General features: G+C 73.3%; 27 protein-coding genes. 15 read left to right on the forward strand and 12 right to left on the reverse strand.

The window, feature by feature from the left end; genetic code table 11:
• Nucleotides 1-6: 6 nt before the first annotated feature.
• The gene (locus tag PV410_RS39145; RefSeq protein WP_500331130.1) at nt 7-792 is read right to left on the reverse strand and encodes an SDR family oxidoreductase; all 786 of its coding nucleotides are present in this window, start codon (nt 790-792) and stop codon (nt 7-9) included.
• 47 nt (nt 793-839) lie between these two features.
• On the opposite strand from PV410_RS39145, the gene PV410_RS39150 reads away from it, so the two are divergent.
• Both PV410_RS39150 and PV410_RS39155 read left to right on the forward strand, forming a co-directional pair.
• Complete coding sequence (locus PV410_RS39150) at nt 840-1,991, forward strand: acyl-CoA dehydrogenase family protein (RefSeq protein ID WP_500331131.1); 1,152 nt, start codon at nt 840-842, stop codon at nt 1,989-1,991.
• 187 nt (nt 1,992-2,178) lie between these two features.
• Nucleotides 2,179-3,159 carry an acyl-CoA dehydrogenase family protein gene (locus PV410_RS39155; RefSeq protein ID WP_500331133.1) on the forward strand — a complete coding sequence of 327 codons (981 nt, stop codon included), beginning with the start codon at nt 2,179-2,181 and terminating at the stop codon, nt 3,157-3,159.
• A 12-nt stretch (nt 3,160-3,171) separates the two neighbouring features.
• Here the strand turns inward: PV410_RS39155 and PV410_RS39160 are convergent, their stop codons facing one another.
• Entirely contained in the window at nt 3,172-5,889 is a 2,718-nt protein-coding gene (locus tag PV410_RS39160; RefSeq protein ID WP_500331135.1) for a SpoIIE family protein phosphatase, read from the reverse strand.
• A gap of 175 nt (nt 5,890-6,064) precedes the next feature.
• Nucleotides 6,065-6,691, reverse strand: a complete 627-nt coding sequence (locus PV410_RS39165) for a histidine phosphatase family protein (RefSeq protein ID WP_500331137.1) — start codon at nt 6,689-6,691, stop codon at nt 6,065-6,067.
• A gap of 296 nt (nt 6,692-6,987) precedes the next feature.
• On the opposite strand from PV410_RS39165, the gene PV410_RS39170 reads away from it, so the two are divergent.
• Nucleotides 6,988-7,254 carry a hypothetical protein gene (locus PV410_RS39170; RefSeq protein ID WP_500331138.1) on the forward strand — a complete coding sequence of 89 codons (267 nt, stop codon included), beginning with the start codon at nt 6,988-6,990 and terminating at the stop codon, nt 7,252-7,254.
• Here PV410_RS39170 and PV410_RS39175 read toward each other — a convergent pair.
• A complete protein-coding gene (locus PV410_RS39175) occupies nt 7,244-8,545 on the reverse strand; it encodes an RNA polymerase sigma factor (protein WP_500331140.1) in 1,302 nt (433 codons plus the stop codon). The two genes, PV410_RS39170 and PV410_RS39175, sit on opposite strands and share 11 nt — an antisense overlap.
• Nucleotides 8,546-8,596: 51 nt before the next feature.
• On the reverse strand, nt 8,597-8,962 hold the full coding sequence (locus tag PV410_RS39180) for a YciI family protein (RefSeq protein ID WP_499513898.1): 366 nt from the start codon (nt 8,960-8,962) through the stop codon (nt 8,597-8,599).
• 205 nt (nt 8,963-9,167) lie between these two features.
• Here PV410_RS39180 and PV410_RS39185 point away from each other — a divergent pair, with 205 nt between their 5' ends.
• The gene (locus PV410_RS39185) at nt 9,168-10,604 is read left to right on the forward strand and encodes a polysialyltransferase family glycosyltransferase (RefSeq protein ID WP_500331184.1); all 1,437 of its coding nucleotides are present in this window, start codon (nt 9,168-9,170) and stop codon (nt 10,602-10,604) included.
• 16 nt (nt 10,605-10,620) lie between these two features.
• Here PV410_RS39185 and PV410_RS39190 read toward each other — a convergent pair whose 3' ends face one another.
• Nucleotides 10,621-11,097: a hypothetical protein gene (locus PV410_RS39190; RefSeq protein WP_500331142.1), complete on the reverse strand. Its 477-nt coding sequence runs from the start codon at nt 11,095-11,097 to the stop codon at nt 10,621-10,623.
• A gap of 618 nt (nt 11,098-11,715) precedes the next feature.
• On the opposite strand from PV410_RS39190, the gene PV410_RS39195 reads away from it, so the two are divergent.
• Nucleotides 11,716-12,117 (forward strand): helix-turn-helix domain-containing protein, encoded by a 402-nt coding sequence (locus PV410_RS39195; RefSeq protein ID WP_500331143.1) that lies wholly within the window; start codon nt 11,716-11,718, stop codon nt 12,115-12,117.
• A 287-nt stretch (nt 12,118-12,404) separates the two neighbouring features.
• Nucleotides 12,405-12,665, forward strand: coding sequence for a hypothetical protein (locus PV410_RS39200; RefSeq protein WP_499513901.1), 261 nt, complete (start codon nt 12,405-12,407; stop codon nt 12,663-12,665).
• An 87-nt stretch (nt 12,666-12,752) separates the two neighbouring features.
• On the opposite strand, the gene PV410_RS39205 is transcribed toward PV410_RS39200, so the two are convergent.
• Together PV410_RS39205 and PV410_RS39210 are read right to left on the reverse strand one after the other, a co-directional pair.
• Nucleotides 12,753-13,079, reverse strand: a complete 327-nt coding sequence (locus PV410_RS39205; RefSeq protein ID WP_500331145.1) for a hypothetical protein — start codon at nt 13,077-13,079, stop codon at nt 12,753-12,755.
• A 295-nt stretch (nt 13,080-13,374) separates the two neighbouring features.
• On the reverse strand, nt 13,375-13,635 hold the full coding sequence (locus PV410_RS39210; protein ID WP_499513901.1) for a hypothetical protein: 261 nt from the start codon (nt 13,633-13,635) through the stop codon (nt 13,375-13,377).
• Between the two features lie 361 nt (nt 13,636-13,996).
• On the opposite strand from PV410_RS39210, the gene PV410_RS39215 reads away from it, so the two are divergent.
• From PV410_RS39215 to PV410_RS39250, 8 genes are all read left to right on the forward strand, one after another.
• Nucleotides 13,997-14,212, forward strand: coding sequence for a hypothetical protein (locus tag PV410_RS39215; RefSeq protein ID WP_179280271.1), 216 nt, complete (start codon nt 13,997-13,999; stop codon nt 14,210-14,212).
• Between the two features lie 47 nt (nt 14,213-14,259).
• On the forward strand, nt 14,260-14,472 hold the full coding sequence (locus PV410_RS39220; RefSeq protein ID WP_431969350.1) for a hypothetical protein: 213 nt from the start codon (nt 14,260-14,262) through the stop codon (nt 14,470-14,472).
• A 133-nt stretch (nt 14,473-14,605) separates the two neighbouring features.
• A complete protein-coding gene (locus PV410_RS39225; protein ID WP_500331186.1) occupies nt 14,606-16,378 on the forward strand; it encodes a zinc metalloprotease in 1,773 nt (590 codons plus the stop codon).
• An 83-nt stretch (nt 16,379-16,461) separates the two neighbouring features.
• Nucleotides 16,462-17,148: a hypothetical protein gene (locus PV410_RS39230; protein ID WP_500331147.1), complete on the forward strand. Its 687-nt coding sequence runs from the start codon at nt 16,462-16,464 to the stop codon at nt 17,146-17,148.
• Nucleotides 17,149-17,247: 99 nt separating this feature from the next.
• Complete coding sequence (locus PV410_RS39235) at nt 17,248-17,547, forward strand: transposase (RefSeq protein ID WP_499513905.1); 300 nt, start codon at nt 17,248-17,250, stop codon at nt 17,545-17,547.
• Nucleotides 17,547-18,230, forward strand: a complete 684-nt coding sequence (locus PV410_RS39240) for an IS3 family transposase (RefSeq protein ID WP_500331149.1) — start codon at nt 17,547-17,549, stop codon at nt 18,228-18,230. The genes PV410_RS39235 and PV410_RS39240 overlap by 1 nt, the downstream gene beginning before the upstream one ends.
• A complete protein-coding gene (locus tag PV410_RS39245; protein WP_500331151.1) occupies nt 18,227-18,472 on the forward strand; it encodes a hypothetical protein in 246 nt (81 codons plus the stop codon). The genes PV410_RS39240 and PV410_RS39245 overlap by 4 nt, the downstream gene beginning before the upstream one ends.
• 1 nt (nt 18,473) lies before the next feature.
• The gene (locus tag PV410_RS39250) at nt 18,474-18,698 is read left to right on the forward strand and encodes a hypothetical protein (protein ID WP_500331153.1); all 225 of its coding nucleotides are present in this window, start codon (nt 18,474-18,476) and stop codon (nt 18,696-18,698) included.
• Here the strand turns inward: PV410_RS39250 and PV410_RS39255 are convergent.
• The 3 genes from PV410_RS39255 to sodN form a co-directional block, all read right to left on the reverse strand.
• Nucleotides 18,693-19,067: a helix-turn-helix domain-containing protein gene (locus PV410_RS39255; RefSeq protein WP_500331154.1), complete on the reverse strand. Its 375-nt coding sequence runs from the start codon at nt 19,065-19,067 to the stop codon at nt 18,693-18,695. The genes PV410_RS39250 and PV410_RS39255 overlap by 6 nt on opposite strands.
• A 290-nt stretch (nt 19,068-19,357) precedes the next feature.
• On the reverse strand, nt 19,358-19,576 hold the full coding sequence (locus PV410_RS39260) for a hypothetical protein (protein WP_500331156.1): 219 nt from the start codon (nt 19,574-19,576) through the stop codon (nt 19,358-19,360).
• A gap of 133 nt (nt 19,577-19,709) precedes the next feature.
• The gene (sodN, locus tag PV410_RS39265) at nt 19,710-20,105 is read right to left on the reverse strand and encodes a superoxide dismutase, Ni (protein WP_018563636.1); all 396 of its coding nucleotides are present in this window, start codon (nt 20,103-20,105) and stop codon (nt 19,710-19,712) included.
• 138 nt (nt 20,106-20,243) lie between these two features.
• Here sodN and sodX point away from each other — a divergent pair, with 138 nt between their 5' ends.
• Complete coding sequence (sodX, locus tag PV410_RS39270; RefSeq protein WP_500331157.1) at nt 20,244-20,678, forward strand: nickel-type superoxide dismutase maturation protease; 435 nt, start codon at nt 20,244-20,246, stop codon at nt 20,676-20,678.
• On the opposite strand, the gene PV410_RS39275 is transcribed toward sodX, so the two are convergent.
• Nucleotides 20,582-21,211 carry a CGNR zinc finger domain-containing protein gene (locus PV410_RS39275; protein WP_500331158.1) on the reverse strand — a complete coding sequence of 210 codons (630 nt, stop codon included), beginning with the start codon at nt 21,209-21,211 and terminating at the stop codon, nt 20,582-20,584. The genes sodX and PV410_RS39275 overlap by 97 nt on opposite strands.
• Nucleotides 21,212-21,284: the final 73 nt, after the last annotated feature.

Below are 21,284 nucleotides of genomic sequence, written 5' to 3' on the forward strand. Positions count from 1 at the left end.
CTCGCTTCACGCGTGCTGGCTGCTCACCGGGACGACCTCCCCGGTCATGTACGAGGAGTAGCCGGAGGCGAGGAAGACGATCACGTTGGCGACCTCCCAGGGTTCCGCGGGGCGGCCGAAGGCCTCGCGCGCGGTCAGTTCCGCCAGCAGGCCGGCGGTGGTGACCTTCACCAGGTGCGGGTGCATGGCGAGGCTGGGAGAGACGGCGTTGACCCGCACCCCGTACGCCGCCGCCTCCACCGCCGCGCAGCGGGTGAGCGCCATGACCCCGGCCTTGGCCGCGGCGTAGTGCGCCTGCCCGGCCTGGGCGCGCCATGCGGCGACGGAGGCGTTGTTGACGATGACGCCGCCGGCACCGGAGGCCTTCATCCGGCGCAGTGCGGCGCGGGTGCAGCGGAAGGTGCCGGTCAAGGTGACGTCGAGGACCTCCGCCCACTGCCCGTCGGTCATCTCGGTCAGTTCGGCGGTGCCGCCGAGGCCAGCGTTGTTGACCACGACGTCCAGCCGCCCGTGCCGGCGCTCCGCGAGGTCGAGCAGCGCCGCGACCTGGGTCTCGTCCGTGACGTCGCAGGGGAGCGCGGCGACCCGGTCCGGCCCGAACTCGTCCGCCAGGGCGGCCGCGCACTCCTTCAGCCGCCGCTGGTGGACGTCGCCGATCACCACCCGGGCGCCCTCCTCCAGGAGGCGCCGGGCCGTCGCGCCGCCGATGCCGGTGCCCGCCGCCGCGGTGACGACCGCGGTGCGGTCCGCCAGCAGCGCGTGGCCCGGGTGGTACGGGGGTGGTGGAGTCACGCCGTCGACGTTAATCTACCAAACACTTGTTAGGGAAGGGGGAGCGGGTGGATCTCGACTTCACCGCGAAGGAACGGTCCTTCCGGCACCAGGCCCGGGACTGGCTCGCCGCGCACGTCCCCGCCGTCCCGCTGCCCTCCCTGGAGACGGCCGAGGGCTTCGCCGCCCACCGCGCCTGGGAGCGCCGGCTGGCCGCCGACCGCTGGTCGGTCGTCTCCTGGCCTGCCGCCTACGGGGGGCGGGACGCCACGCTCCTCCAGTGGCTGGTCTTCGAGGAGGAGTACCACGCCGCCGGGGCGCCCGGCCGGGTCGGCCAGAACGGGATCAGCCTGCTCGGCCCGACCCTCCTGGAGCACGGCACCCAGGAGCAGCGCGACCGCGTCCTGCCGCCCATGGCGCGCGGCGAGGTGATCTGGGCGCAGGCCTGGTCCGAGCCGGAGGCGGGTTCCGACCTGGCGTCGCTGCGCTCCACGGCCACCCGCACCGAGGGCGGCTGGCTGCTGCGCGGCCAGAAGACCTGGTCCTCCCGCGCCGCCTTCGCCGACCGCGCGTTCGGGCTGTTCCGCAGCCACCCCGGGGCGCCGCGGCCGCACCAGGGACTGACCTACCTGATGTTCGGGCTCGACGCGCCCGGGGTGACCGTGCGGCCGCTCGCCCGCCTCGACGGGAAGCCGGCCTTCGCCGAACTCTTCCTGGACGACGTCTTCGTGCCCGACGCCGACGTGGTCGGCGCCCCCGGCGACGGCTGGCGGGTCGCCATGAGCACGGCGGCCGACGAGCGCGGCCTCACCCTGCGCAGCCCCGGCCGCTTCACGGCGGCCGCCCGCCGCCTGGCGGCCCTGTGGCACTCCTGCGGCGAGGACGCGGACCCGGCCGCCGCCGACCGTGTCGCGGACGCGCTGATCGGCGCCCGTGCGTACCAGCTGGCCGCCTACGCGGGCGCCGCCCGCGCCGCCGAGGGCGGCGCACCGGAGGCAGGCGCGTCCAGCCTCACCAAGGTCTTCTGGTCCGAGCTGGACATCGCCCTGCACGAGACCGCGCTGGACCTCCTGGGGCCGCCGGGGGAAGCGGCCGGGGGCCCCTGGGCCGAGGGCTGGGTGTTCGCGCTCGCGGGGCCCGTCTACGCCGGTACGAACGAGATCCAGCGCGACATCGTCGCCGAGCGGTTGCTCGGGCTGCCGAGGGGGCGTCGCGGATGAGGTTCCCGCCGGGCGCCCGGGGCGTGGGGGAGTACGGTCCGGCCTGCTGCTGCCGGGTGCTTGGCGCCGGCCGTGCCGGGGCGTACGGCGCTGGTGGCTCGCGTCGTCCTGCGTGTGCGGGTGCGAGCGGGATGCAGCGCGACATCGTCGCCGAGCGGTTGCCCGGGCTGCCGAGGGAGCGTCGCCGATGAGGTTCCTGCCGACCGTGGAGCAGGCGGACTTCGCCCACGCCCTGGACCGCATGCTCGGCGCCGCCGGGACGCCGGAGGCGGCGCGTGCCTGGGCCGCGGGGGAGCACGCACCGGGGCGGCGGCTGTGGGCCCGGCTGGCCGATGCCGGTCTCTTCGCGCTCGCCGTGCCGGAGGCGTACGACGGCTACGGCCCGCGCTCCGTCGAGCTCGCCCTCGCCTTCGTCGAGCTGGGGCGGCACGCCGTACCGGGCCCGGTCGTCGAGACGGTGGCCGCCGCCGCGCTCCTGGACGCGCTGCCCGACCCGGGGCCGGCCAAGGAGTGGCTGCCCCGCGTCGCCGCGGGACGGGCCGTGCTGGGCCTCGCCGCGCCGGAGGGCGGCCACGCCCTCGACGCCGACGCCGCCGACGCCGTCCTGGTCGTGAGCGGCGACCGGCTGCTCCTGGCCCGCCACCACGGCCCGGTCCTGGCCTCCCTCGACCCCGTCCGGCGTCTGGCCGTCCCGCAGGAGGGCACCGCGGCGGTGCTGGCCGCCGGGCCCGCCGTCGCGGCCGCGGCCGCCCGGGCCGCCGACCGGGCGGCGCTCGTCACGGCGGCCCAGGCGCTCGGCGTCGGGCTCGCGCTGCTGGTCCGTACGGTCGACCATGTGCGGCGGCGCCACCAGTTCGGGGTGCCGGTCGGCTCCTTCCAGGCCGTCAAGCACCGGCTGGCCGACACCCTGATCGCCCTGGAGTTCGCCCGGCCCCTGCTGCACGGCGCTGCCGTGACCGGGACCGGCGCCGACGTCGCCGCCGCGAAGGTGGCCTGCGGCGAGGCCGCGTACCGGGCCGCGCGGACCGCGCTGCAACTGCACGGCGCCCTCGGTTACACGGCCGAGTACGACCTGTCCCTGTGGCTCACCAAGGCCCGCGCGCTGCGCTCCGCCTGGGGTACGCCGGCCCGGTGCCGGGCCCGTGTGCTGGCGCAGACGTCCGGCTGAGCCCCGGGGCGTTCACCGCGTCGAGGCGTCGACCGCGCCCGTCAGCCGGGCGCCCGCGTCCAGGGCGCGGTCCGCCCAGGCGGGCAGCGGCTGCTCCGCCCAGATCACCTTGCCCTCGGGGGTGTAGCGGGTGCCCCAGCGTTCGGCGACCTGCGCGACCAGGAACAGCCCGCGGCCGCCCTCGTCGGTGGTGGCGGCGTAGCGCAGGTGCGGCGAGGTGCTGCTGCCGTCGGACACCTCGCAGGTCAGCGTGCGGTCCAGCAGCAGCCGGACCCTGATGGGCGCGGAACCGTAGCGGATCGCGTTGGTGATCAGTTCGCTGAGCACCAGTTCCATGCCGAACGCCAGCTCCGACAGGCCCCACTCGTCCAGCTTCTCCGCGACGGCGGCCCGCATCCCGGACACGGCCGCGGGATCGAGGGGCACGTCCCACTCGGCGACGTGATCGGCGGGGGTGCACCGGGTGCGGGCGATGAGCAGCGCCACGTCGTCCTTGGGACGGCCCGGCAGCAGCGCCTCCAGCACGGCCTGGCAGCTCTCCTCGGGCGGCCGGTCCGGGTGGGCGGCCAGGGCCTGCTTCAGCATCTCCATGCCGACGTCGAGGTCCCGCCTGCGGTCCTCGATCAGCCCGTCGGTGTACAGGACCAGCTGCGTGCCCTCCGCCAGCTCCAGCTCCGCCGTCTGGAACGGCATGCCGCCCAGGCCCAGCGGCGGCCCGGCGGGCAGGTCGGGGAACTCCACGCCGCCGTCGGGGCGGACCAGGGCGGGCGGGTGGTGCCCGGCCCGCGCCATCACGCAGCGCCGTGAGACGGGGTCGTAGATCGCGTACAGGCAGGTGGCACCCATGACGCCGGCCCCGACGCCGGTGCCGGACTCGTCCTGGTCGATGCGGCCGACCAGGTCGTCCAGGTGCCCGAGGAGCTCGTCGGGCGGCAGGTCGAGGGTGGAGAAGTTGTGCACCGCGGTGCGCAGCCGCCCCATCGTGGCGGCGGCGTGCAGGCCGTGGCCGACGACGTCGCCGACGACGAGCGCCACCCGGTTGCCCGGGAGCGGGATCACGTCGAACCAGTCGCCGCTGACGCCGGACTGCGCGGGCAGGTAGCGGTGGGCCACGTCCAGGGCGCTCTGCTCGGGCAGCGCGCGCGGCAGCAGGCTGCGCTGCAGGGTGACGGCCAAGGCGTGCTCGCGGGTGTAGCGGCGCGCGTTGTCGATGTTGATCGCGGCGCGGGCGACGAGCTCCTCGGCGAGCGAGAGGTCCTCCTCGTCGAACGGCTCCGGCTTCTCCGAACGCCAGAAGTTGGCGATGCCCAGCACCACGCCGCGGGCCTTGAGCGGGGCTGCGATCAGCGAGTGGATGCCGTACCCCACGACCCGGTCCGTGCGCTCGGGGTCCTGCGCGAGCCAGCCTGCGTCCGCGGAGAGGTCGGCGACGATCTCCGCGCGGCCGCTGCCGAAGCCGCGCGCCTGCGGGGTGGAGGGCAGGAAGTCGATCAGCCTGCCGAGCGGGTAGAGCGGGGCGTCGGAGCGGATGCCGTTGACGGCCGTGCGGCGCATGTCGGAGCCGGCGGTGCCGCTGGGCTCCTCGCCGCGCAGCACCGGGTCGGCCAGGTCGACGGTGACGAAGTCGGCGAAGCGCGGCACGGTGACCTGCGCCAGCTCCTCGGCGGTGCGCACCACGTCGAGGGTCGTGCCGACGCCCAGGCCCGCGTCGTAGAGCAGCTTGAGGCGTTGCCTGGCGTCCTCGGCACGGCCGGACAGCGCCTGCAGCTCCGTGGAGTCGCGCAGGGTCACGATCGTGCCCTTGGGGCCGCCGTGGCCGTCGGTGGGACGCTGGTTGACCGCCAGCAGGCGGTCGCCGGCCGGCAGCACTTCGTCGGTGGCCACCCGCTGGGAGGTCAGCAGCTCGACCGTGCCCGGGTCGAGCCCGTGCAGGTCGGTGATCCGCCGGCCCTCGGCGTCGGGGGCGAGGTCGAGCAGGCGCTTGGCCTCGTCGTTGGCGAGCAGCAGCCGACCGTCCTCGTCGACGATGAGCACGCCCTCCCGCACGGAGTGCAGCACGGTGTCGTGGTGCTCGTACATGCGGGTCATCTCGGCCGCGTCCAGGCGGTGGGTCTGCCGGCGCAGCCGTCTGGCGACCAGGGCGGTGCCGCCCATGGCCAGGGCGAGCGCGGCCGCGCCGGCGCCGAGGATGATCGGCAGCTGCTTGGCGACCACGCCGGTCACGTTCTTCACCTTCATGCCGGCCGACACCAGTGCCACGACCTGGCCGTGCGGGTCGTCGACGGGGTCGAAGACGGGCACGACCGCCTGGACCTCGTGGCCGAGCGGGCCCTGCACGCTCTCGGTGTAGACCCTGCCCTGCAGGGACGGCCCGATGGTGCCGACGAACTGCTGGCCGATCCGGCCGGGGATGGGGTGCGTGTAGCGGATCCCCTTGGTGTCCATCACCACGATGAAGTCGACCCCGGCCTCCTTGCGGGCCAGTTCGGTGATGGGCTGGAGGGTCTTGGAGGGGTCCGGTTCCTTCAGCACGTCCACCAGGCCGGGGGAGCGGGCGAAGGTGCTCGCCGCCGCGATCGAACGGTTCACGGCCTCGCGCTCGCTGTCGTGCCGGGACTGCACGACGAGCGCGAACACGCCGCCCGCCACGAGCAGCACGACGATCGCCACCTGCAGGATGAAGACCTGTCCGGCGACGCTCCGCGGGCTCTTCTCGGTCAGTGACCGCATTGTGACGCCCCGAATCGGTCGAAAACGTCGACCATGCCGACATTTCTAACACTGCCCGGTTTGAGGTTGCCATAGGCCACAAGGTCCCCGGACCGGGTGTGGGCCTGCGCGCGGGGCGTACGGCGCGGCGCGGGGCCCGGTGTCGGGTGGCCGGCGAGGAGCCGGGCGACCGCCGTCAGAAGTGCAGCTCGGCCGGGAAACCGGTCCAGCGCAGTTCCTCCGGGAGGTGCCGCATGTCGTTGAGGAGCAGCACCGAGTTCGGCCGGCCGGGGGTGTAGCGGATCACCGTCAGGGCGGCGTTGGCGTGGTTGAGGCTGAGCCAGCGCCAGCGGGGCGCGTCCAGCGCCGCCGAGACCAGCCAGCCGATCAGGAAGTTGTGGGTCACGACCAGCTCGTGCGCCGCCTTGCCCGCCGCCATCGGCCCGGCGAAGCGGGTCAGCGCCCCGGCGGCCCAGTGCGGTCCCCAGGCGCGCTCCTCGGCGGAGAAGTGGTCGAGGAAGCGGGAGAGGTAGTACGCGCTGTCCGGCGGCAGCTCGGACTCCGCGGGGAAGTACGGCGGGTAGTCCCCCGCGAGCTCGCTGGGCGTCACGGGCACCCCGTTCCCCAGCCGCTCGCCGATCAGCGCCGCGGACTGCGCTGCCCCGGGCAGCGGACCGTGGTGGACGGCGGAGACCGGGGAGCCCCCCAGCCGCTCGCCGAGGAGTCCGGCCTGCCGGAAGCCGTTCTCCGTCAGGCCGCTCCCGTCCGGCAGCGCCTCTGCGTGCCGGGTGAGGTAGAGGTAGCGGCTCGCCGTTCCGGTCATGCCCTGTCCCTCTCGGGTGTCGACGACGTCGGGTGTCCCGCGTGCGGGCCGCGGTTCCCGCCGCGCGGCGGGCGGCGCACCGCAGGATGATCCCATGAGCGGGACGTATGTCCACCCGCCCGGCACCCCTCGGTGAGGGCGCGCGGGAGTCCGCGGGTGACTGCGGGGGCGCGCGCCGTCCCCCTGGCCCGCCCGTCACCCGGGCCCCGCGCAGGGGCCGTCGGCGTCCGGATGCGGCACGCGCCCGCGGCCGTACGATGAAATCCACGCCGTCGGCGAGACCGCGGGAGGCCGCGATGGACAGGACGAGGGCGACCGGCCGGCACTACGGGCTGTACGGGCTCGTCGCCGCGGCCGCGGTGGTGGTCGCGGTGGGGCTCGGTGTGCCGATCGGTGCGATCTTCATCCTCGCCGTGGCCCTGATGTGCCCGCTGATGATGCTCGTCATGCTGCACGCCCTGCGCGGGTCCGAGGCGCACCGCCACCCGGTCGTGGAGGCCATCGACGGCACCGCCGGCCGCCGCCGCGGCCCGGGACCCGGCGCCCGGCCGCCTACCCCTTAGCCGCCAGGCTCGCCCGGGCGGCGCGCTCGACCAGCAGGGCGCGCTCGCGCTCGTTGCGCGTCAGGGAGGCGGCGCGCAGGAACTCCTCGCGGGCCTCGGCGTACCGGCCGAGCCGCTCCAGCAGGTCACCGCGGACGCTCGGCAGCAGGTGGTAGCCGCGCAGCGACGGCTCGTCGGTGAGCCCGTCCACGAGCGCGAGCCCCTCCTGCGGTCCGTACGCCATGGTGACCGCGACCGCCCGGTTGAGTTCCACCACCGGGGACGGCGCGCGCTGTGCCAGGGCCGCGTAGAGCTCGGCGATCCGCCGCCAGTCCGTGTCCCGCGCGTGCAGGGCGCGGGCGTGGCAGGCGGCGATGGCGGCCTGCAGCGCGTACGGGCCCGGCGGGCCGCCCGCCGCCTCGGCGCGCGCCAGTGCGGCGAAGCCGCGCCGGATCAGCAGCTGGTCCCAGCGCCGCCGGTCCTGGTCGGCCAGCAGGACGGGCTGCCCGTCCGGGCCGGTGCGGGCGGCAGAACGGGAGGCCTGGATCTCCAGCAGCGCGGCCAGGCCGTGGGCCTCGGGCTCCTTGGGCATCAGCCCCGCCAGCACCCTGGCGAGGCGCAGCGCGTCCTCGCACAGCGCCGGGCGCATCCAGTCGTCGCCCGCGGTCGCCGAGTAGCCCTCGTTGAAGACCAGGTAGATGACCTCCAGGACGGAGGAGAGCCGTTCGACCCGGTCGGGCCCGTGCGGCTGCTCGAAGGGCACGTCCGCCTTCGCCAGCGTCCGTTTCGCCCGCACGATGCGCTGGGCGACGGTCGCCTCGGGGACGAGGTAGGCGCGCGCGATCTCGGCGGTGGTCAGACCACCGAGCAGCCGCAGGGTGAGCGCCACGCGGGCCTCGGTGGACAGCACCGGGTGGCAGGCGGTGAAGACCAGCCGCAGCAGGTCGTCCTCGATGTCGCCGTCGGCGGCCGCCTCGGCGGCCGCGAAGTCGGGCTCGTACGCCTGGCCGCCCTCCAGGGTGTGGCCGAGTTCCCGGAGCTTGCGCGCGAAGACCTCCTTGCGGCGGACGAGGTCGATCGCCCGGTGCTTCGCCGTGGTCGTCAGCCAGGCACCGGGGTTGTCCGGGACGCCGGCGCCCGGCCACTGTTCGAGGGCGGCGACCAGGGCGTCCTGCGCGAGCTCCTCGGCGACGCCGATGTCGCGCACGATCCGCGCGACACCGGCGATCACCCGGGCCGACTCGATCCGCCACACCGCCTCGATCGCGCGGCGGGCGTCATCGGTACCTGGAGCCGAAGCCGTCACAGCCACCCATCAGAGCAGCCGCTCCGGGCGAGGGCAACCGGCGGCGCTCCGGGCGCCTCAGGAGAGCTCGGGGGCCTCCTCGACCTGCCGCAGCTCGCAGGTGATCTCCCAGGCGTCGCCGTGGACCTGCAGGAAGCGCTTGGTCCACTCCACGGCCTCCTCCTTCGACTTCGCCTGGACGATCGCGTAGCCGCCGATGAACTCCTTGGACTCGGTGAAGGGCCCGTCGACGACGGACAGCTTCCCGTGGTCCCAGTGCAGCCGGGTCCCCTCGGAGGTCGGCCGCAGACCGGCCGTGTCCAGCAGCACGCCGGCCTTGGACATCTCCTCGATGAGCTTGCCCATCTCCTCCATCAGCCGCTCGTCGGGGCCGCCCTCGGGGACGTTGTCCTCGTTGATCCGGATCAGGGACATGAAACGCATCGCGTTCTCCTTCTTCAGGTACGGGTTCCTCAGGCACGGGTGGGGATCCTCCCCGCTCCTGCCTACGCGTCGAACGGGCGGCGCGCGGCTCGACACGTCGGAGGAAGTTTTTCCCGCGGACGTGCTCCGGGGCCGTTCCGGGCCCCGCTCACTCGGACCGGTGACATCCGGCGCCACGGCTTGGACCGGGACGAACCGGTCCGTGATGCTGGGCCACGAGCGGCAGCGCCGCGCCCCGGACCGGATGCCGCGCCGGGCGCGCGGCGACACGAAGGACGAGTGGATGACCCAGATCTTCTTCGCCGCCACCCCTTACGCGGCGGCGACCGTCACGGCGGCCATCCGGGCGGGGTTGTTCGGACCCCGTGGGGGCCGCCGCCGTCTCCTCGTGGTGAGCGACGTCTCGGCCGTCCCCGAGCTCGCCACGCCCCTCGACCGCACGCCGGGCTTCGCGGCGCTGCGGCCCGAGTTCGACGCCGTGCGCTCCTGGAACGCCGCCATCGCCCCGCACCACCCGGCCGACTGGTCGCCCCGCGAGGAGGACCTCACCCTGTGGGAGCGGGCACTGCGGCTCGCCTGGGAGCTGGGCGAGGGACCCGTGGAGATCGTCTGTGAGGCGCCGCACTCGCCGCCCGCCCGCTCGGTCGCCGAGATCTTCGCCGAGAGCCCGGTCCACGTGTACGCCGCCGGCCTGAAGGGCTACGGACCCACCGCCGACCGGCTGCCGGCCGGCCTCGGTTGCCGTATCGCGCGGCTGCTCCACGTCGACCTGCTGCCGGGGCTGCGCCCGCTGCTGCTCGCCGAGCACGCGGTGGAGCCCGTGGCCGTCCCCGAGGACGTGCTGCTGAGCACGCTCCAGGGCATGGCCGCCCTCGTCCCGCCGGTTCCCGAGCGGCACACCGCACTCCTGCTCGGCGAGCACCTGAGCGCGAGCGGCCTCGTCGACGGGCGGGAGGAGGCCGGGCTCCACGTGCGCATGCTCTGCGGAGCGGTCGCGGCCGGTCACACCTCGTTGGTCTACGCCCCCGATCCCGGCGCGCCCGAGGACCTGACGTCCTCGCTCGGCAGGGCCGCCGCCGGGCTCGGCGTGGAACTGGCGGTCCTGGAGGGGCCCGTCGCCGCCGAGGCCCTGCTCGCGCGGTTCCGCCCCGCGCTGGTCGTCGGTTGTTCCTCGACCGCCCTGTTCACCGCCGCGGCCCTGCACGGCATCCCCGCCGCACGCGTCGGCACCGGGCCGCTGCTGGACCGGGTCGCCCCGTACGAGAGCGAGGACCGCATCCCGCTCACCCTCGTCGACGCCGCCCTCCCGGACCTGGAGCGGGACGCCGCCCTCGTCGGCCGCCCGCCGGCCCTCACCGCGGAGGTGGTGGAGGGGACCCTCGCCCCGCTGTTGCGGACCGTGGGCTACTGCATGCAGGCCCGTCTCCACCCCGGGCTGCGCCCGGAGGCCGAGGAGTGGCTCCGCCGTCATCTGCCGCGCCACCCCCAGTACTTCAAGCGGCGCCGCCTCACCAGTCTGCGCCTGCCCGGGGGCAGCCCGGTCCGCGCCGAGGCCCTCCGCCGTCACCGCGCCGTGCGCCGGGTGGTGCGCGCCGTGCGGGGCGTACGTGCCGTGCGCCGCGGGCGGGCGCTGCGGGTGTGACGGGCCGACGGCCGTCTCACAGGGGCGCGGGAACGCGCGGCAGGGAGCGGGCGCCGGCGGTCAGCACCTCCAGGCAGGCGATGTAGAGATATGCCGGGCCGGTGAGTTCCACGGCGTTCCTGGAGTGGATCCACAGGGCCGGGTGCCGGGCCGGCCTGCGCGGGTCGGCGGCGGCCAGCCACCCGCCGAGGGCGAGGAAGCGCAGCCCGAGCGGGGACCAGACGTCCTCGGCGCGCGGCGGCACCAGGAAGTACAGGAAGCCGCAGCGCCGGTCCCACATGACGGGTCCCACGGGCGCGGCGCTGTCCTGCAGTCGTGCCAGGACCTCGTGGCCCGGTCGTTCGGGGATCCTGACGGCGTCCCACCGGTGGCCGGCCGGCAGCAGCGTCACCCGGTTCCTGGCGCGGGCCCACTCGTCCAGGCGGCGCCGTGGGTCACCGGCTCCTCGGGCGAGCCATGCCGCGAGGGCGGGCCCGCAGAATTCGTCGCACATACCACTCCCGGATTCTGCTGCGAGTGATCGGCGCACGGACACCGTCCGGCCGGGGGAGCCGACGAAGCATGCATATATCTGCTGTCGGCATGTGCGGAGAGCAATGCCCATGACGTTGAATCACTTGATCGGATGGGGCAAAAGCGGCCAGTTTTGGGCAACCGGGTTTCGGGGGCGTTGATCACCCCTAGATTCCGTCCGACGTCACCGGCGCCGGGCGTGACGCACCGCGTCCCGGAGCGTTGAACGTACGGGTTTCGGAGGAGGGAGGGCAGTTTTGGCGACGCCGGATGAAACCGCCCGGGGAAGCGCAGAATCACGGTCGGGATTCCGGGGTGCGGACCGCCTTCGCAGGGGAGCCCGGTGGGGCGGTCGGGCGGAAGCGGGTCCGCACCGCGTTGTCCATGGCCATCGGACGAGTTGTCTGATGACATTGGACGCTAGCCCCTGGCGCGCCCCGCGGCAAGCATTTCGCGGCAGTTCGGTCCGGCCGGCGTGGCACACCGGGGTGAAGGTGCAGGTGAGGGGGTGTGGGTCCGGGTCGGGTGGGTGGGGCCGCTGTAGACTCGATCTCACTCGTACGGGTCAACCGACGTGCTAGCAGGAAGAATCCATCCCGTGGTGAACGCACTGCAGGAACTGATCAAGCGCCGGCTGGAGCAGCGGGGCTGGTCGTACGGTGAGGTGGCGCGGCGCGGTGGCGTCCCGCGGTCGACGGTGCATCACCTGGCGACGACCGCGCGGGTGGCCCGGATGCCGCAGCAGTCCACGCTGGAGGGCCTGTCGCGGGGGCTGGAACTGCCGCTGGAGGCGGTACGCCGCGCCGCGGCCGAGGCCTGCGGGATCCACCTGTACGTCGAGGACGGCACCGGCACCACCCCCGACCCCGAGGTGGCCACCCTCATCGCCAGCGTCCAGCAACTGTCCGAAGCCGACCGCCGCCACGTCGCCGCCCTCGTCGAATCCCTCCTCCGCAGCCCCACCGAGCCCCGGTCGGCGTCCGGTCCGGAGTCCGGCTGACCCTTGGGGGCGCGCGCCGGCGCAGGGAACATCGCAACGCCAAACGCCGCTCGGCGTCTACTGCGGACGGCCCGGTCCATCTGGTGCAGCAGCGTGCTGATTTGGCCCTTGCTGCTGTCCGCTGACCGGTACCCGCCGTTCGATTGGCCATGCCCATGCCGTGCCTGACGGGGCGTGTGGTGGTGAAGTAACCCAGAACGGACAAAGAGTGGGGAGCACGGGGATATTCTCTCCAGTCTCGGGACGACGAGTTCGTGGACCCGGGGCCTCCGGTGAGAGGGGTGCACGTGCTTGTCGTTCAAGGGGCGACCGCCACCGCCGTCGTCCGCCACCGGACCGGAGAGCCGGTGGTCCTGCTTTCCGGCGAACTCCCCGCGGTCCTCACGCCGGCCGCCCTGAACGAACTGCTGAATCTGGCCGCGGCCGTCCTCACGGCCGAGGAGATGACCCTCTTCCGCAGTTGCCTGACCGCACTGCGCTGCGGGGAGAAACTCCAGGAACGCCGTATCGAGGTCAGCGGCGCCGTCCTCACCGTCTACAGCAGCTGAGCGGCGGGGCGGGCGGAACGGAATGCGCACAGGGGTGGGCCCCCGGGAAAGTCCCCTTCCCGGGGGCCCACGTCATGGCCGGCGGGTTCAGTAGCGGTAGCGGCAGTCGCAGTCGCGGTCCTGCCAGTACCGGCCGAACCCGAAGCGGTCGTACCGCTGGTGGGCGAAGCCGCGACCGTGGCCGCGACCGTGGCCGTGGCCCCGGCCGCGGTCCCAGCGATCGTCCCACCTGCCGTACCCCCACTGGCGTGGCCCGCAGCGGCCGTAGTCCCCGCCCCAGTTGCCGTGCCCGGCGTTCCGGTAGTGGCCGGACGCGGAGTGGGACGGGGTTGCGGAGGCCGTCGCCGTCATGGGGACCGCCAGGGCGACCGTGGCCAGTGCCGCCGTTGCGGCAGCGCGAACGAATTTTCTCACCGCATTTCTCCTCAAACTCGGTGAATTGCCGGATGGCCCGCCAGACGTTACTCGGGACTTGTGCCGCATTCATTCCGCCGATCGGTGACGCGCGGCCGAACGGGCGACCCTTCGGCTTGCCCTCGCTTCCGGGGAAAAACCGCTCCTGAGCTTCGGGAGTTGATGCTCGGGTATCCCTCGGGAGAGGCCGGGGAAACACCCTCCAGGGTGATCTGCATTCGGCATGTCGCCCACTCGGGACGTATTGAAAATGCCCCGGGAAATGCAATCCAAAAAGGGTGGAATTCGGTTCCGGTCAGCTGCTGTAGACGGTGAGGACGGCGCCGCTGACCTCGATACGGCGTTCCTGGAGTTTCTCCCCGCAGCGCAGTGCGGTCAGGCAACTGCGGAAGAGGGTCATCTCCTCGGCCGTGAGGACGGCCGCGGCCAGATTCAGCAGTTCGTTCAGGGCGGCCGGCGTGAGGACCGCGGGGAGTTCGCCGGAAAGCAGGACCACCGGCTCTCCGGTCCGGTGGCGGACGACGGCGGTGGCGGTCGCCCCTTGAACGACAAGCACGTGCACCCCTCTCACCGGAGGCTTGGTCGGCCCAAGCGCCTCGGGGATCGAGAGGATAGCCACCGGTTCGTCGTGCTTCGCCCCCTCTGCCGGGACTTCCCCACATCGGGCAGGGGGCGGATTGACCCGTTCGAGTGATATCCGGGGGGTGGGGCCGGGTGCCCGAGGTGCCCTCGCCGGTGCTCCCACCTGTCGTTTCCCTTGTGCAGCCGCCGCGTTGACGGACAGTCATGGATCCGAATCGCTTGCCGGGCCCGTGGCGCCCGACTACTGTCCAACGCCGTCAGACAGATCGTCCGGTGTGGATGGACGGGTTCTGGGACCCGGCCCCCGTCCGCACCCCTCGTACGAAGGATCCCCCATGCTCGACATGCGTGAGCTGGACACCGAGTCCGCGGAGCTGCTGCCCGGCCGCGAGGCCCTGGGCAAGCTCAAGTTCAGCTTCGTCAAGACCACGCACGTGACCAAGCACGTGGCCCACGTCGACGCCCACAACGAGTCGCTCGCGGCCAACGAGTGGTCGCCGTACGCGGTCGCCCAGTCGCAGGCCACCCAGGCCATCAACATCAAGCAGTAGTCGGCGTTCCACCTCCTTCCGCATACCGAGAAAGGTATCCCCCTCCCATGAACATGGACCAGCTCGACGCCGAGTCCGCGGAGCTGCTGCCCGGCCGCGAGGCCCTGGGCAAGCTGAAGTTCAGCTTCGTCAAGACCACGCACGTGACCAAGAACATCGCGCACGTCGACGCCCACAACGAGTCGCTCGCGGCGAACCAGTTCTCCCCGTTCGCGGTCGCCCAGTCCGAGGCCGTCCAGGCCATCAACATCCGCCAGTAACAACACCCGTACGTGTGCGGACCGCGCCCGTCGTGGCGCGGTCCGTCTCGGGAGGAAGAGCAGGACGGTGACGGAAAGTCACATTGCTCACGGCCCCGGCCCCACGGGAACGGCGGTGTACGGCGCGGACGTGATGGAACCTCCCTTCCACGACACGGGCTTCCCCGTCCCGCGGCTCGGCGCGGGCCTGCAACTCCTGGGCGAGTACAAGGGCTCGGGGACCACCGAACCCCGGTACATCGTCCGCCGGGGGGACGGGCAGGTCGTCCAGCTGAGCCGGCTGCTGTACCTGGTCGCCCGCGCCATCGACGGACGGCGCGACACCGAGGCCATCTCGCACCGGGTGAGCGGGCGCTTCGGCCGTGAGGTCAGCGCCGAGAACGTGCACTACCTGATCGAGAACAAGCTCCAGCCGCTGGGCGTCACCGTCCCTTTCGGGCAGGAGGACGACGAGGTCACCGGGCCCACCGCGGACCTCCTGCTCGTCCTGAAGGGCCACCGGGTCATCTTCCGCGAGCGGCAGGTCGCCCGGATCGCCCGCTCCCTGGCCTGGCTGCATCGTCCGCTGGCGGTGACGCTGGTGCTCGCGACGGCGGTCGCCATGGAGATCTGGCTGTTCGCCGTCCACGGGGCGATGACCCCGGTGCTCCAGGTGCTGGAGCAGCCGGTGCTGATGCTCGTGGTGTTCGCGCTGACCGTGGCCTCGCTCGTCTTCCACGAGTTCGGGCACGCTTCCGCGTGCCGCTACGGCGGGGCCCGCCCGGGGGCCATCGGCTGCGGCATCTTCCTCATCTGGCCGTCGATGTACACCGACGTCACCGACGTCTACCGGATCGGCCGGGGCGGGCGCATGCGCACCGACCTGGGCGGCGTCTACTTCAACGTCGTCTTCATACTGGCCCTGGCCGGCGGCTACTTCGCCACCGGGCAGTCCTTCTTCCTCGCCGCCATCTACCTGGCCCACTTCGAGATCATCGAGCAGCTGATGCCGGCCGTCCGGCTGGACGGCTACTACATCCTCGGTGACCTCGCCGGCGTCCCGGACCTCTTCGGCAAGATCAAGCCGATCCTGCGCAGCATGCTGCCGGGCCGTCCGGTGCCCCCCGAGGTCTCCGACCTCAAGCGCTCCGCCCGGATCATCGTCACCACCTGGGTGCTGACGATGGTGCCCCTGCTGCTGGCCGAGCTCGGCTACGTGCTGTGGAACCTGCCGCGCCTGCTCGAGACGAGCCTGCGGTCCCTGGTCGAGCAGCTGAGCGGGACCGGTTGCGCCTTCGCCGAGGGCCAGTTCGCCGCCGGGACGGTCGGGGTCATCGGCAGCCTGATGCTGATCTTCCCCCTGGCGGGGGCGGCGTACCTGTCGGTGCGCCTCGGGGGCCGGCTCGTCCGCTACGTCGTCCGCGCCACGGAGGGGAATCTCCGGCTGAGGCTCCTCATCGGCGGGGCCGCACTGGCCGGAGCTGCGGCGCTGTGCGCCGCGTGGGTGGGCGGGGTGACCCCCAAGCCGCTGCCGCCGCAGCCGCCGATCGCGCCCATCCTGCAGCCCGGAGTGCCCGAGATCAGGCCCCTGCGCCCGGTCGCCCCCGCACCGCTGCCCAGCGTCACCACACCCCCGGTGACCGTGGCGGTGGGCGAGCCGTCGGCGACCGCGTCCTCGGCCGCACCCTCGGAGTCCGGCTCGGCCGACGCCTCCGCCTCGGCGAGCGGCAGCCCCTCGCCGTCGAGCTCGCCCAGCCCGCGGGCCTCGCGCAGCGAACCGCAACCGAGCAGCACCCGGACCACGGCCACGGCAGGGCCGAGCCCGTCCGACGGCTCGCCCTCCGCCACACCGTCGGACTCCGCGACGCCCTCGGAGCCCCCCATCCCGAGCTTCACCGTGTCCTTCCCCGCGCCCCTGCCGACCTGACGCGGGCCGGCCCTCCCTCTTTTCCCTTCCCCTTCCCCTTCCCCCTTCCCCCGACATCCCTTCCATCGGTACAGGAGAAGTCCGTGACGCACCGAAAGCCCCACACCAGCACGGTGGGCCGCAAGGCCGTCCGGCTGGGCATGCTGACCACCGCCGGCCTCGTCGCCCTCGCCACCGCGGCCCCGGCCGGCGCGGCATCGGGGTCGCACATCCCCCGCAGCGTCGGCGCCGCCGTGGACGAGGCGCACACCCTCGCCAACCGGGCGCACCCCGTCCAGTACGACGAGGAGTTCTCGATCCACCAGTTCGGGCCGCTCGTCGCCGCCGCGGCGCACAACCGGGCGGTCGCCGCCTCCGTCGGCTGCTCGCTCTCCCGTCCGTGCCGTTCGATCGCCCTCTCCTTCCAGATCGTCACCACCTCCGGTGTCGACCTCCGGCGGATCAACGCGACGAACATCAGCCGTGCCGTCAACCAGCACTGCAGCGGATGCCAGACCTTCGCGGGCGCCTACCAGTTCATCGTGGCGACCCCGCGGCCGCTCTCCCTGAGCGCCCGCGACCGGGACCGGCTCGCCGACATCCGGCGCCGGGTGGCCGAGCTGAGGCGGTGCGGCGACCCGATCTCCGAGATCGAGCGCCGCGCGGACGCCCTCGCCGCCGAGGTCAGGGCCGTCCTCGACCGCGCGGCGGCCGCCGTCCCGGCCGGAGCCGGAACGAGCACGCTGCGGGAGTTCCGGCCCACCGTGACCATGCACCGCCACGTCAGCTGACGCCCCCACCGCTTCCGGGCCGGGGGCACGTCCCTCACCTCCCCAAACCCCCAGACGGGTCCCCGGCCCGGGACCACGACCGGCCTTCCGGAGGACGAAGTGCCCAAGCGATACCCGCCCGAGCTGCGCCGCAAGGCCCTCGACCTGCTGGTCGCGGGCGAGCCGGTGAAGAAGGTCGCCCTGGACCTCGGCCTCGGCGACCAGACGATCTACCAATGGCGGCGCACGCACCTGCCGCATCTGGGCAGGCCGCGGCGCGCACCGATGGGCACCGCAGAGCTGACCGCGGCCCGCAGGCGCATCACCGAACTGGAGACCGAACTCGCCGTCCACCGGCGGGTCACCGAGCTGCTGCGCGATGTGGTGTCCCCAAAAGGCGATTTGAGGCCGTGCAGGTGATGGCCGGTGAGGGGCTCCCGATCCGGACCGCCACGCGCGTCCTCGGCATCTCCGAATCGGGGTACTTCACCTGGCGCGGCCGGCCTCCCTCGCCCCGCTCCACCCGGCACCTGTGGCTGACGGACCTCATCAGCTCCATCCACGCCGCCTCGCGCGGCACCTTCGGGTACCGGCGCATCCACGAGGAGCTCACCCTGCGGCACGGCATCCCCATCAGCCACGGCACCGTAGAACTGCTCATGCGGCGTGCCGGGCTCCAGGGCCGCCCCGGCGTGCCCGACCGGCTCTGGGTGACCGACGCCGTCGAACTCGCCACCCGCCAGGGCGAGCTGCTCTGCGTGATCGTGCTCGACGCCCACGCCCGCCGGCTGATGGGCTGGAGCACGGGTTCCGCGCCGGCCGCCGCCGTGGCGGCGGACGCCCTGAGCAGGGCCGTGCTGCGGCACTCCGTCCACCCCGGGCCCCGGCCCGAGGGGCGCTTCACCACCCTCGTCTTCACCGAACGCGCCCACGCCCGCGGACTGGCGCCCCCCACCGGCCTGGTCGCCGACCGGAACGACCACGCCGTGGTCGGCGCCTTCTGGGCCCGGACACAGACCGAGCTCCTCGACCACCGCACATGGCACAGCCGGCTCGACCTCACCACAGCCCTGTCCGACTACTTCGAGGGAACCCGAGCATGACCGTGGACAGACCGACGCCCCCGTTGCCGATCTCCTACCTGCTGCGCACCCAGATCCGTGCGGGCCAGACCCTGCCGCCCACGCAGGCGCACCAGGTCATGCTGCACTGCGCCCTCGACGCCGCCGGGGTCCCGGTCCGCCGGGACGACGCGGACGCCGTCGCCAGGATCGCCGAACTCGACTACGCCACTGTCAACGCGGTCATCGGCTGGCTGCGCGTCGTCAGACCGGCGGCGTGCTGACGTGTTCCGGACCGCCCCTCCGGAGCGCAGGACACCGCGCCCGGCGTACGGCCGCGCGCTGCTCGGCGCGCTGACGGCGTACCGCTTCGAGCCACCGCCCGTCGAACCGATGGCGGCGCTGTGCGGCCTCGACCAGGACGACTTCCTGTACCGCTGCCGCTCCGCACGCGGCGCAGGACCACCGGACGGCGCGGCGCCGGACGGCTCGGCGGCGGGCGGACTATGACCGGGTGGGGCTGCGGAGGAGGGATTCGACGAGGGCGGCGACGTGGCGGCGGTCGGCTTCGGACAGTTGCTGGACGCTGGCGATGAGGGTGGCCACCTCGGGGTCGGGGGTGGTGCCGGTGCCGTCCTCGACGTACAGGTGGATCCCGCAGGCCTCGGCCGCGGCGCGGCGTACCGCCTCCAGCGGCAGTTCCAGCCCCCGCGACAGGCCCTCCAGCGTGGACTGCTGCGGCATCCGGGCCACCCGCGCGGTCGTCGCCAGGTGATGCACCGTCGACCGCGGGACGCCACCGCGCCGCGCCACCTCACCGTACGACCAGCCCCGCTGCTCCAGCCGGCGCTTGATCAGTTCCTGCAGTGCGTTCACCACGGGATGGATTCTTCCTGCTAGCACGTCGGTTGACCCGTACGAGTGAGATCGAGTCTACAGCGGCCCCACCCACCCGACCCGGACCCACACCCCCTCACCTGCACCTTCACCCCGGGCCTCGGGAGCGGAACCGCCACGGGGGCGAGTCCATCAAAGCCCGGTCCCCCCGCACACGGACTTCCGCGGTATTGCCCCGCCCTTCCGGAGCGCGTGCCTTCGCGCACGCGGGAGCGCGAGTGACGGCTCGGGGGTGGCGCGCCGGTACCCCGCGGAAGCGCCCCCCCGGGCCGTCACTTGCCTCCGGCCCGGGGGGTCCGTACGGCGGCGGCTGGGCGGGCGGTGCGTCCGGGAGCGTGCCGGCGCCGCCGGAGGGGGAGGGGCGGGTCCGCCCCGTGCGCGGAGGGTGCCAGGGCGACCGCGTCGGCGAGACCACCGGCGGTCAGCGCGGCCACCAGGCCGAGTGCGGCCAGGGCGCGGGGGCGTGAGGTCCGGGGGGAGCGCAGCGGCATGGCGCCCATTCAAAGCGCGCCGGGAAGCGCTGTCCTGAGGTCACGGTCCGATCGGGGGGCGCGTACGACCGCGCCCGGTCCGCGCGGGCCCCTGCGGGGCCGCCCGGACCGGGCGCGGTGCGCCGACGCCAGGTCAGGCCTTCTTCGTCTCCTGGAAGATGGCGTCGATCTGGTCGATCAGGTCGAGCAGCTTCTGGCCGGTCGCCGGGTCGGTCGAGGCCTTGGCGGCGCTGCCCGCCTTCAGCGCGTCGTTGAAGAGCTGGTGCAGCTGCGGGTACTTCTCGAAGTGCGGCGCCTTGAAGTAGTCGCTCCACAGCACCGACAGGTGGTGCTTGACGAGCTCCGCGCGCTGCTCCTTGATGACGATGGCGCGGGCCCGGAAGTGCGGGTCCTCGTTGGCCTGGTACTTCTCCTGGACCGCCTTGACGGACTGCGCCTCGATGCGGGCCTGGGCCGGGTCGTAGACACCGCAGGGCAGGTCGCAGTGGGCGCTGACCTTGACCTTGGGCGCGAACAGGCGAGCGAGCATGACTGTCCTTCCTCGTGATCGTCTTTCCACCAGGGAGATTACTCCCCTGTCGAGTGGTTTTCTCGGGTGCCCCTTGGTGCTTAGGACAAAAGTCTGGTGTCACCCTGGGCTGGTGGAGCATGGAGGAGGAGGCTGAGCATGCGTGAGCCCGGGCTTGGGCAGAGGAGGAGAGTGCCGTACCAGCTGGTCGAGGTGACAGGTCCGTCGATGGTGCCGACGCTGCAGCACGGCGACTGGCTGCTGGTGCAGCACGTCAGGAGTGCCGCGGAGGTCCGCGAGGGTGACGTGGTGGTGCTGCGCCATCCGCTCCAGCAGGACCTGCTGATCGTCAAACGCGCCGTGGAGCGGCGCGAGGGCGGCTGGTGGGTGCTGGGCGACAACACCTTCGTGGAGAACGACAGCAGGGAGTTCGGCACCGTCCCGGACGAGCTGGTGCTCGCCCGGGGACGCGGGCGCTTCCGGCCGCCGCGCGAGGTTCAGCGGTCGGCGGCCGGCGTGGCGGGCTGGCTGGTGACCTGCGTCAGGCCGCTCAGGGCGGACCGCTCGTTCTCCAGGCGCTTGCGGGCGCGGTAGGCCGCGACGTTGGCGCGGGTCGCGCAGCGGTCCGAGCAGTAGCGGCGGGACCGGTTGGTCGAGGTGTCGATGTAGGCGTTGCGGCACGTGGTGGCCTGGCAGATGCCGAGCCGGTCCACACCGAGGTCGGTGAGCTGGAAGGCCAGGCCCATGCAGGCGGTCGCGGCGTAGGAGGCGGTCGCCGTGGCCGCGTGCTCGGCGAGGTGCATGTGCCAGTCCGGCCGGCCGCTCTCGTCGAGGTACTCGTGGCCGGAGATCTGCGGGCTGACCGGGAACTCCAGCAGCAGTGCGTTCAGCAGGTCCACGGCGCGCACCTCGTCGCCCTCGGAGGCGGCCTCGAAGACGCCGCGCAGCCGGGTCCGGACGGTGCGCAGCCGCTGTACGTCGGCGTCGCCCACGCGGCCCGCCGCCTGGCTGGCCGGACCGAACAGCTCGCGCACGGCATCGACCGAGGTCAGATGGTCGATGCCGCGCTCGGGCTCCTCGCTGTTCACCAGGCGCACGGCGTAGTCGGAGTAATAGGCGAGTTCCACTTGTAGTCCTTACGCGTGCGCTCTAAGGTCGGTAATGACTGCTCTTGCTCTAAGGGTATTACGACTGGAGGGG

Source organism: Streptomyces sp. PA03-5A (genome assembly GCF_033792725.1).
Taxonomy (GTDB): Bacteria; Actinomycetota; Actinomycetes; order Streptomycetales; family Streptomycetaceae; genus Actinacidiphila.

What these genes read in the sequence shown, in the direction of transcription:
- PV410_RS39160 (WP_500331135.1), bottom strand. Translation starts at nt 5,889, where the DNA reads ATGCGGTCACTGACCGAGAAGAGCCCGCGGAGCGTCGCCGGACAGGTC.
- PV410_RS39170 (WP_500331138.1), top strand. Translation starts at nt 6,988, where the DNA reads ATGGACAGGACGAGGGCGACCGGCCGGCACTACGGGCTGTACGGGCTC.
- PV410_RS39245 (WP_500331151.1), top strand. Translation starts at nt 18,227, where the DNA reads ATGACCGTGGACAGACCGACGCCCCCGTTGCCGATCTCCTACCTGCTG.
- PV410_RS39215 (WP_179280271.1), top strand. Translation starts at nt 13,997, where the DNA reads ATGCTCGACATGCGTGAGCTGGACACCGAGTCCGCGGAGCTGCTGCCC.
- PV410_RS39185 (WP_500331184.1), top strand. Translation starts at nt 9,168, where the DNA reads ATGCTGGGCCACGAGCGGCAGCGCCGCGCCCCGGACCGGATGCCGCGC.
- sodN (WP_018563636.1), bottom strand. Translation starts at nt 20,105, where the DNA reads ATGCTCGCTCGCCTGTTCGCGCCCAAGGTCAAGGTCAGCGCCCACTGC.
- PV410_RS39220 (WP_431969350.1), top strand. Translation starts at nt 14,260, where the DNA reads ATGAACATGGACCAGCTCGACGCCGAGTCCGCGGAGCTGCTGCCCGGC.
- sodX (WP_500331157.1), top strand. Translation starts at nt 20,244, where the DNA reads ATGCGTGAGCCCGGGCTTGGGCAGAGGAGGAGAGTGCCGTACCAGCTG.
- PV410_RS39180 (WP_499513898.1), bottom strand. Translation starts at nt 8,962, where the DNA reads ATGCGTTTCATGTCCCTGATCCGGATCAACGAGGACAACGTCCCCGAG.
- PV410_RS39225 (WP_500331186.1), top strand. Translation starts at nt 14,606, where the DNA reads ATGGAACCTCCCTTCCACGACACGGGCTTCCCCGTCCCGCGGCTCGGC.
- PV410_RS39165 (WP_500331137.1), bottom strand. Translation starts at nt 6,691, where the DNA reads ATGACCGGAACGGCGAGCCGCTACCTCTACCTCACCCGGCACGCAGAG.
- PV410_RS39190 (WP_500331142.1), bottom strand. Translation starts at nt 11,097, where the DNA reads ATGTGCGACGAATTCTGCGGGCCCGCCCTCGCGGCATGGCTCGCCCGA.
- PV410_RS39240 (WP_500331149.1), top strand. Translation starts at nt 17,547, where the DNA reads ATGGCCGGTGAGGGGCTCCCGATCCGGACCGCCACGCGCGTCCTCGGC.
- PV410_RS39260 (WP_500331156.1), bottom strand. Translation starts at nt 19,576, where the DNA reads ATGCCGCTGCGCTCCCCCCGGACCTCACGCCCCCGCGCCCTGGCCGCA.
- PV410_RS39155 (WP_500331133.1), top strand. Translation starts at nt 2,179, where the DNA reads ATGAGGTTCCTGCCGACCGTGGAGCAGGCGGACTTCGCCCACGCCCTG.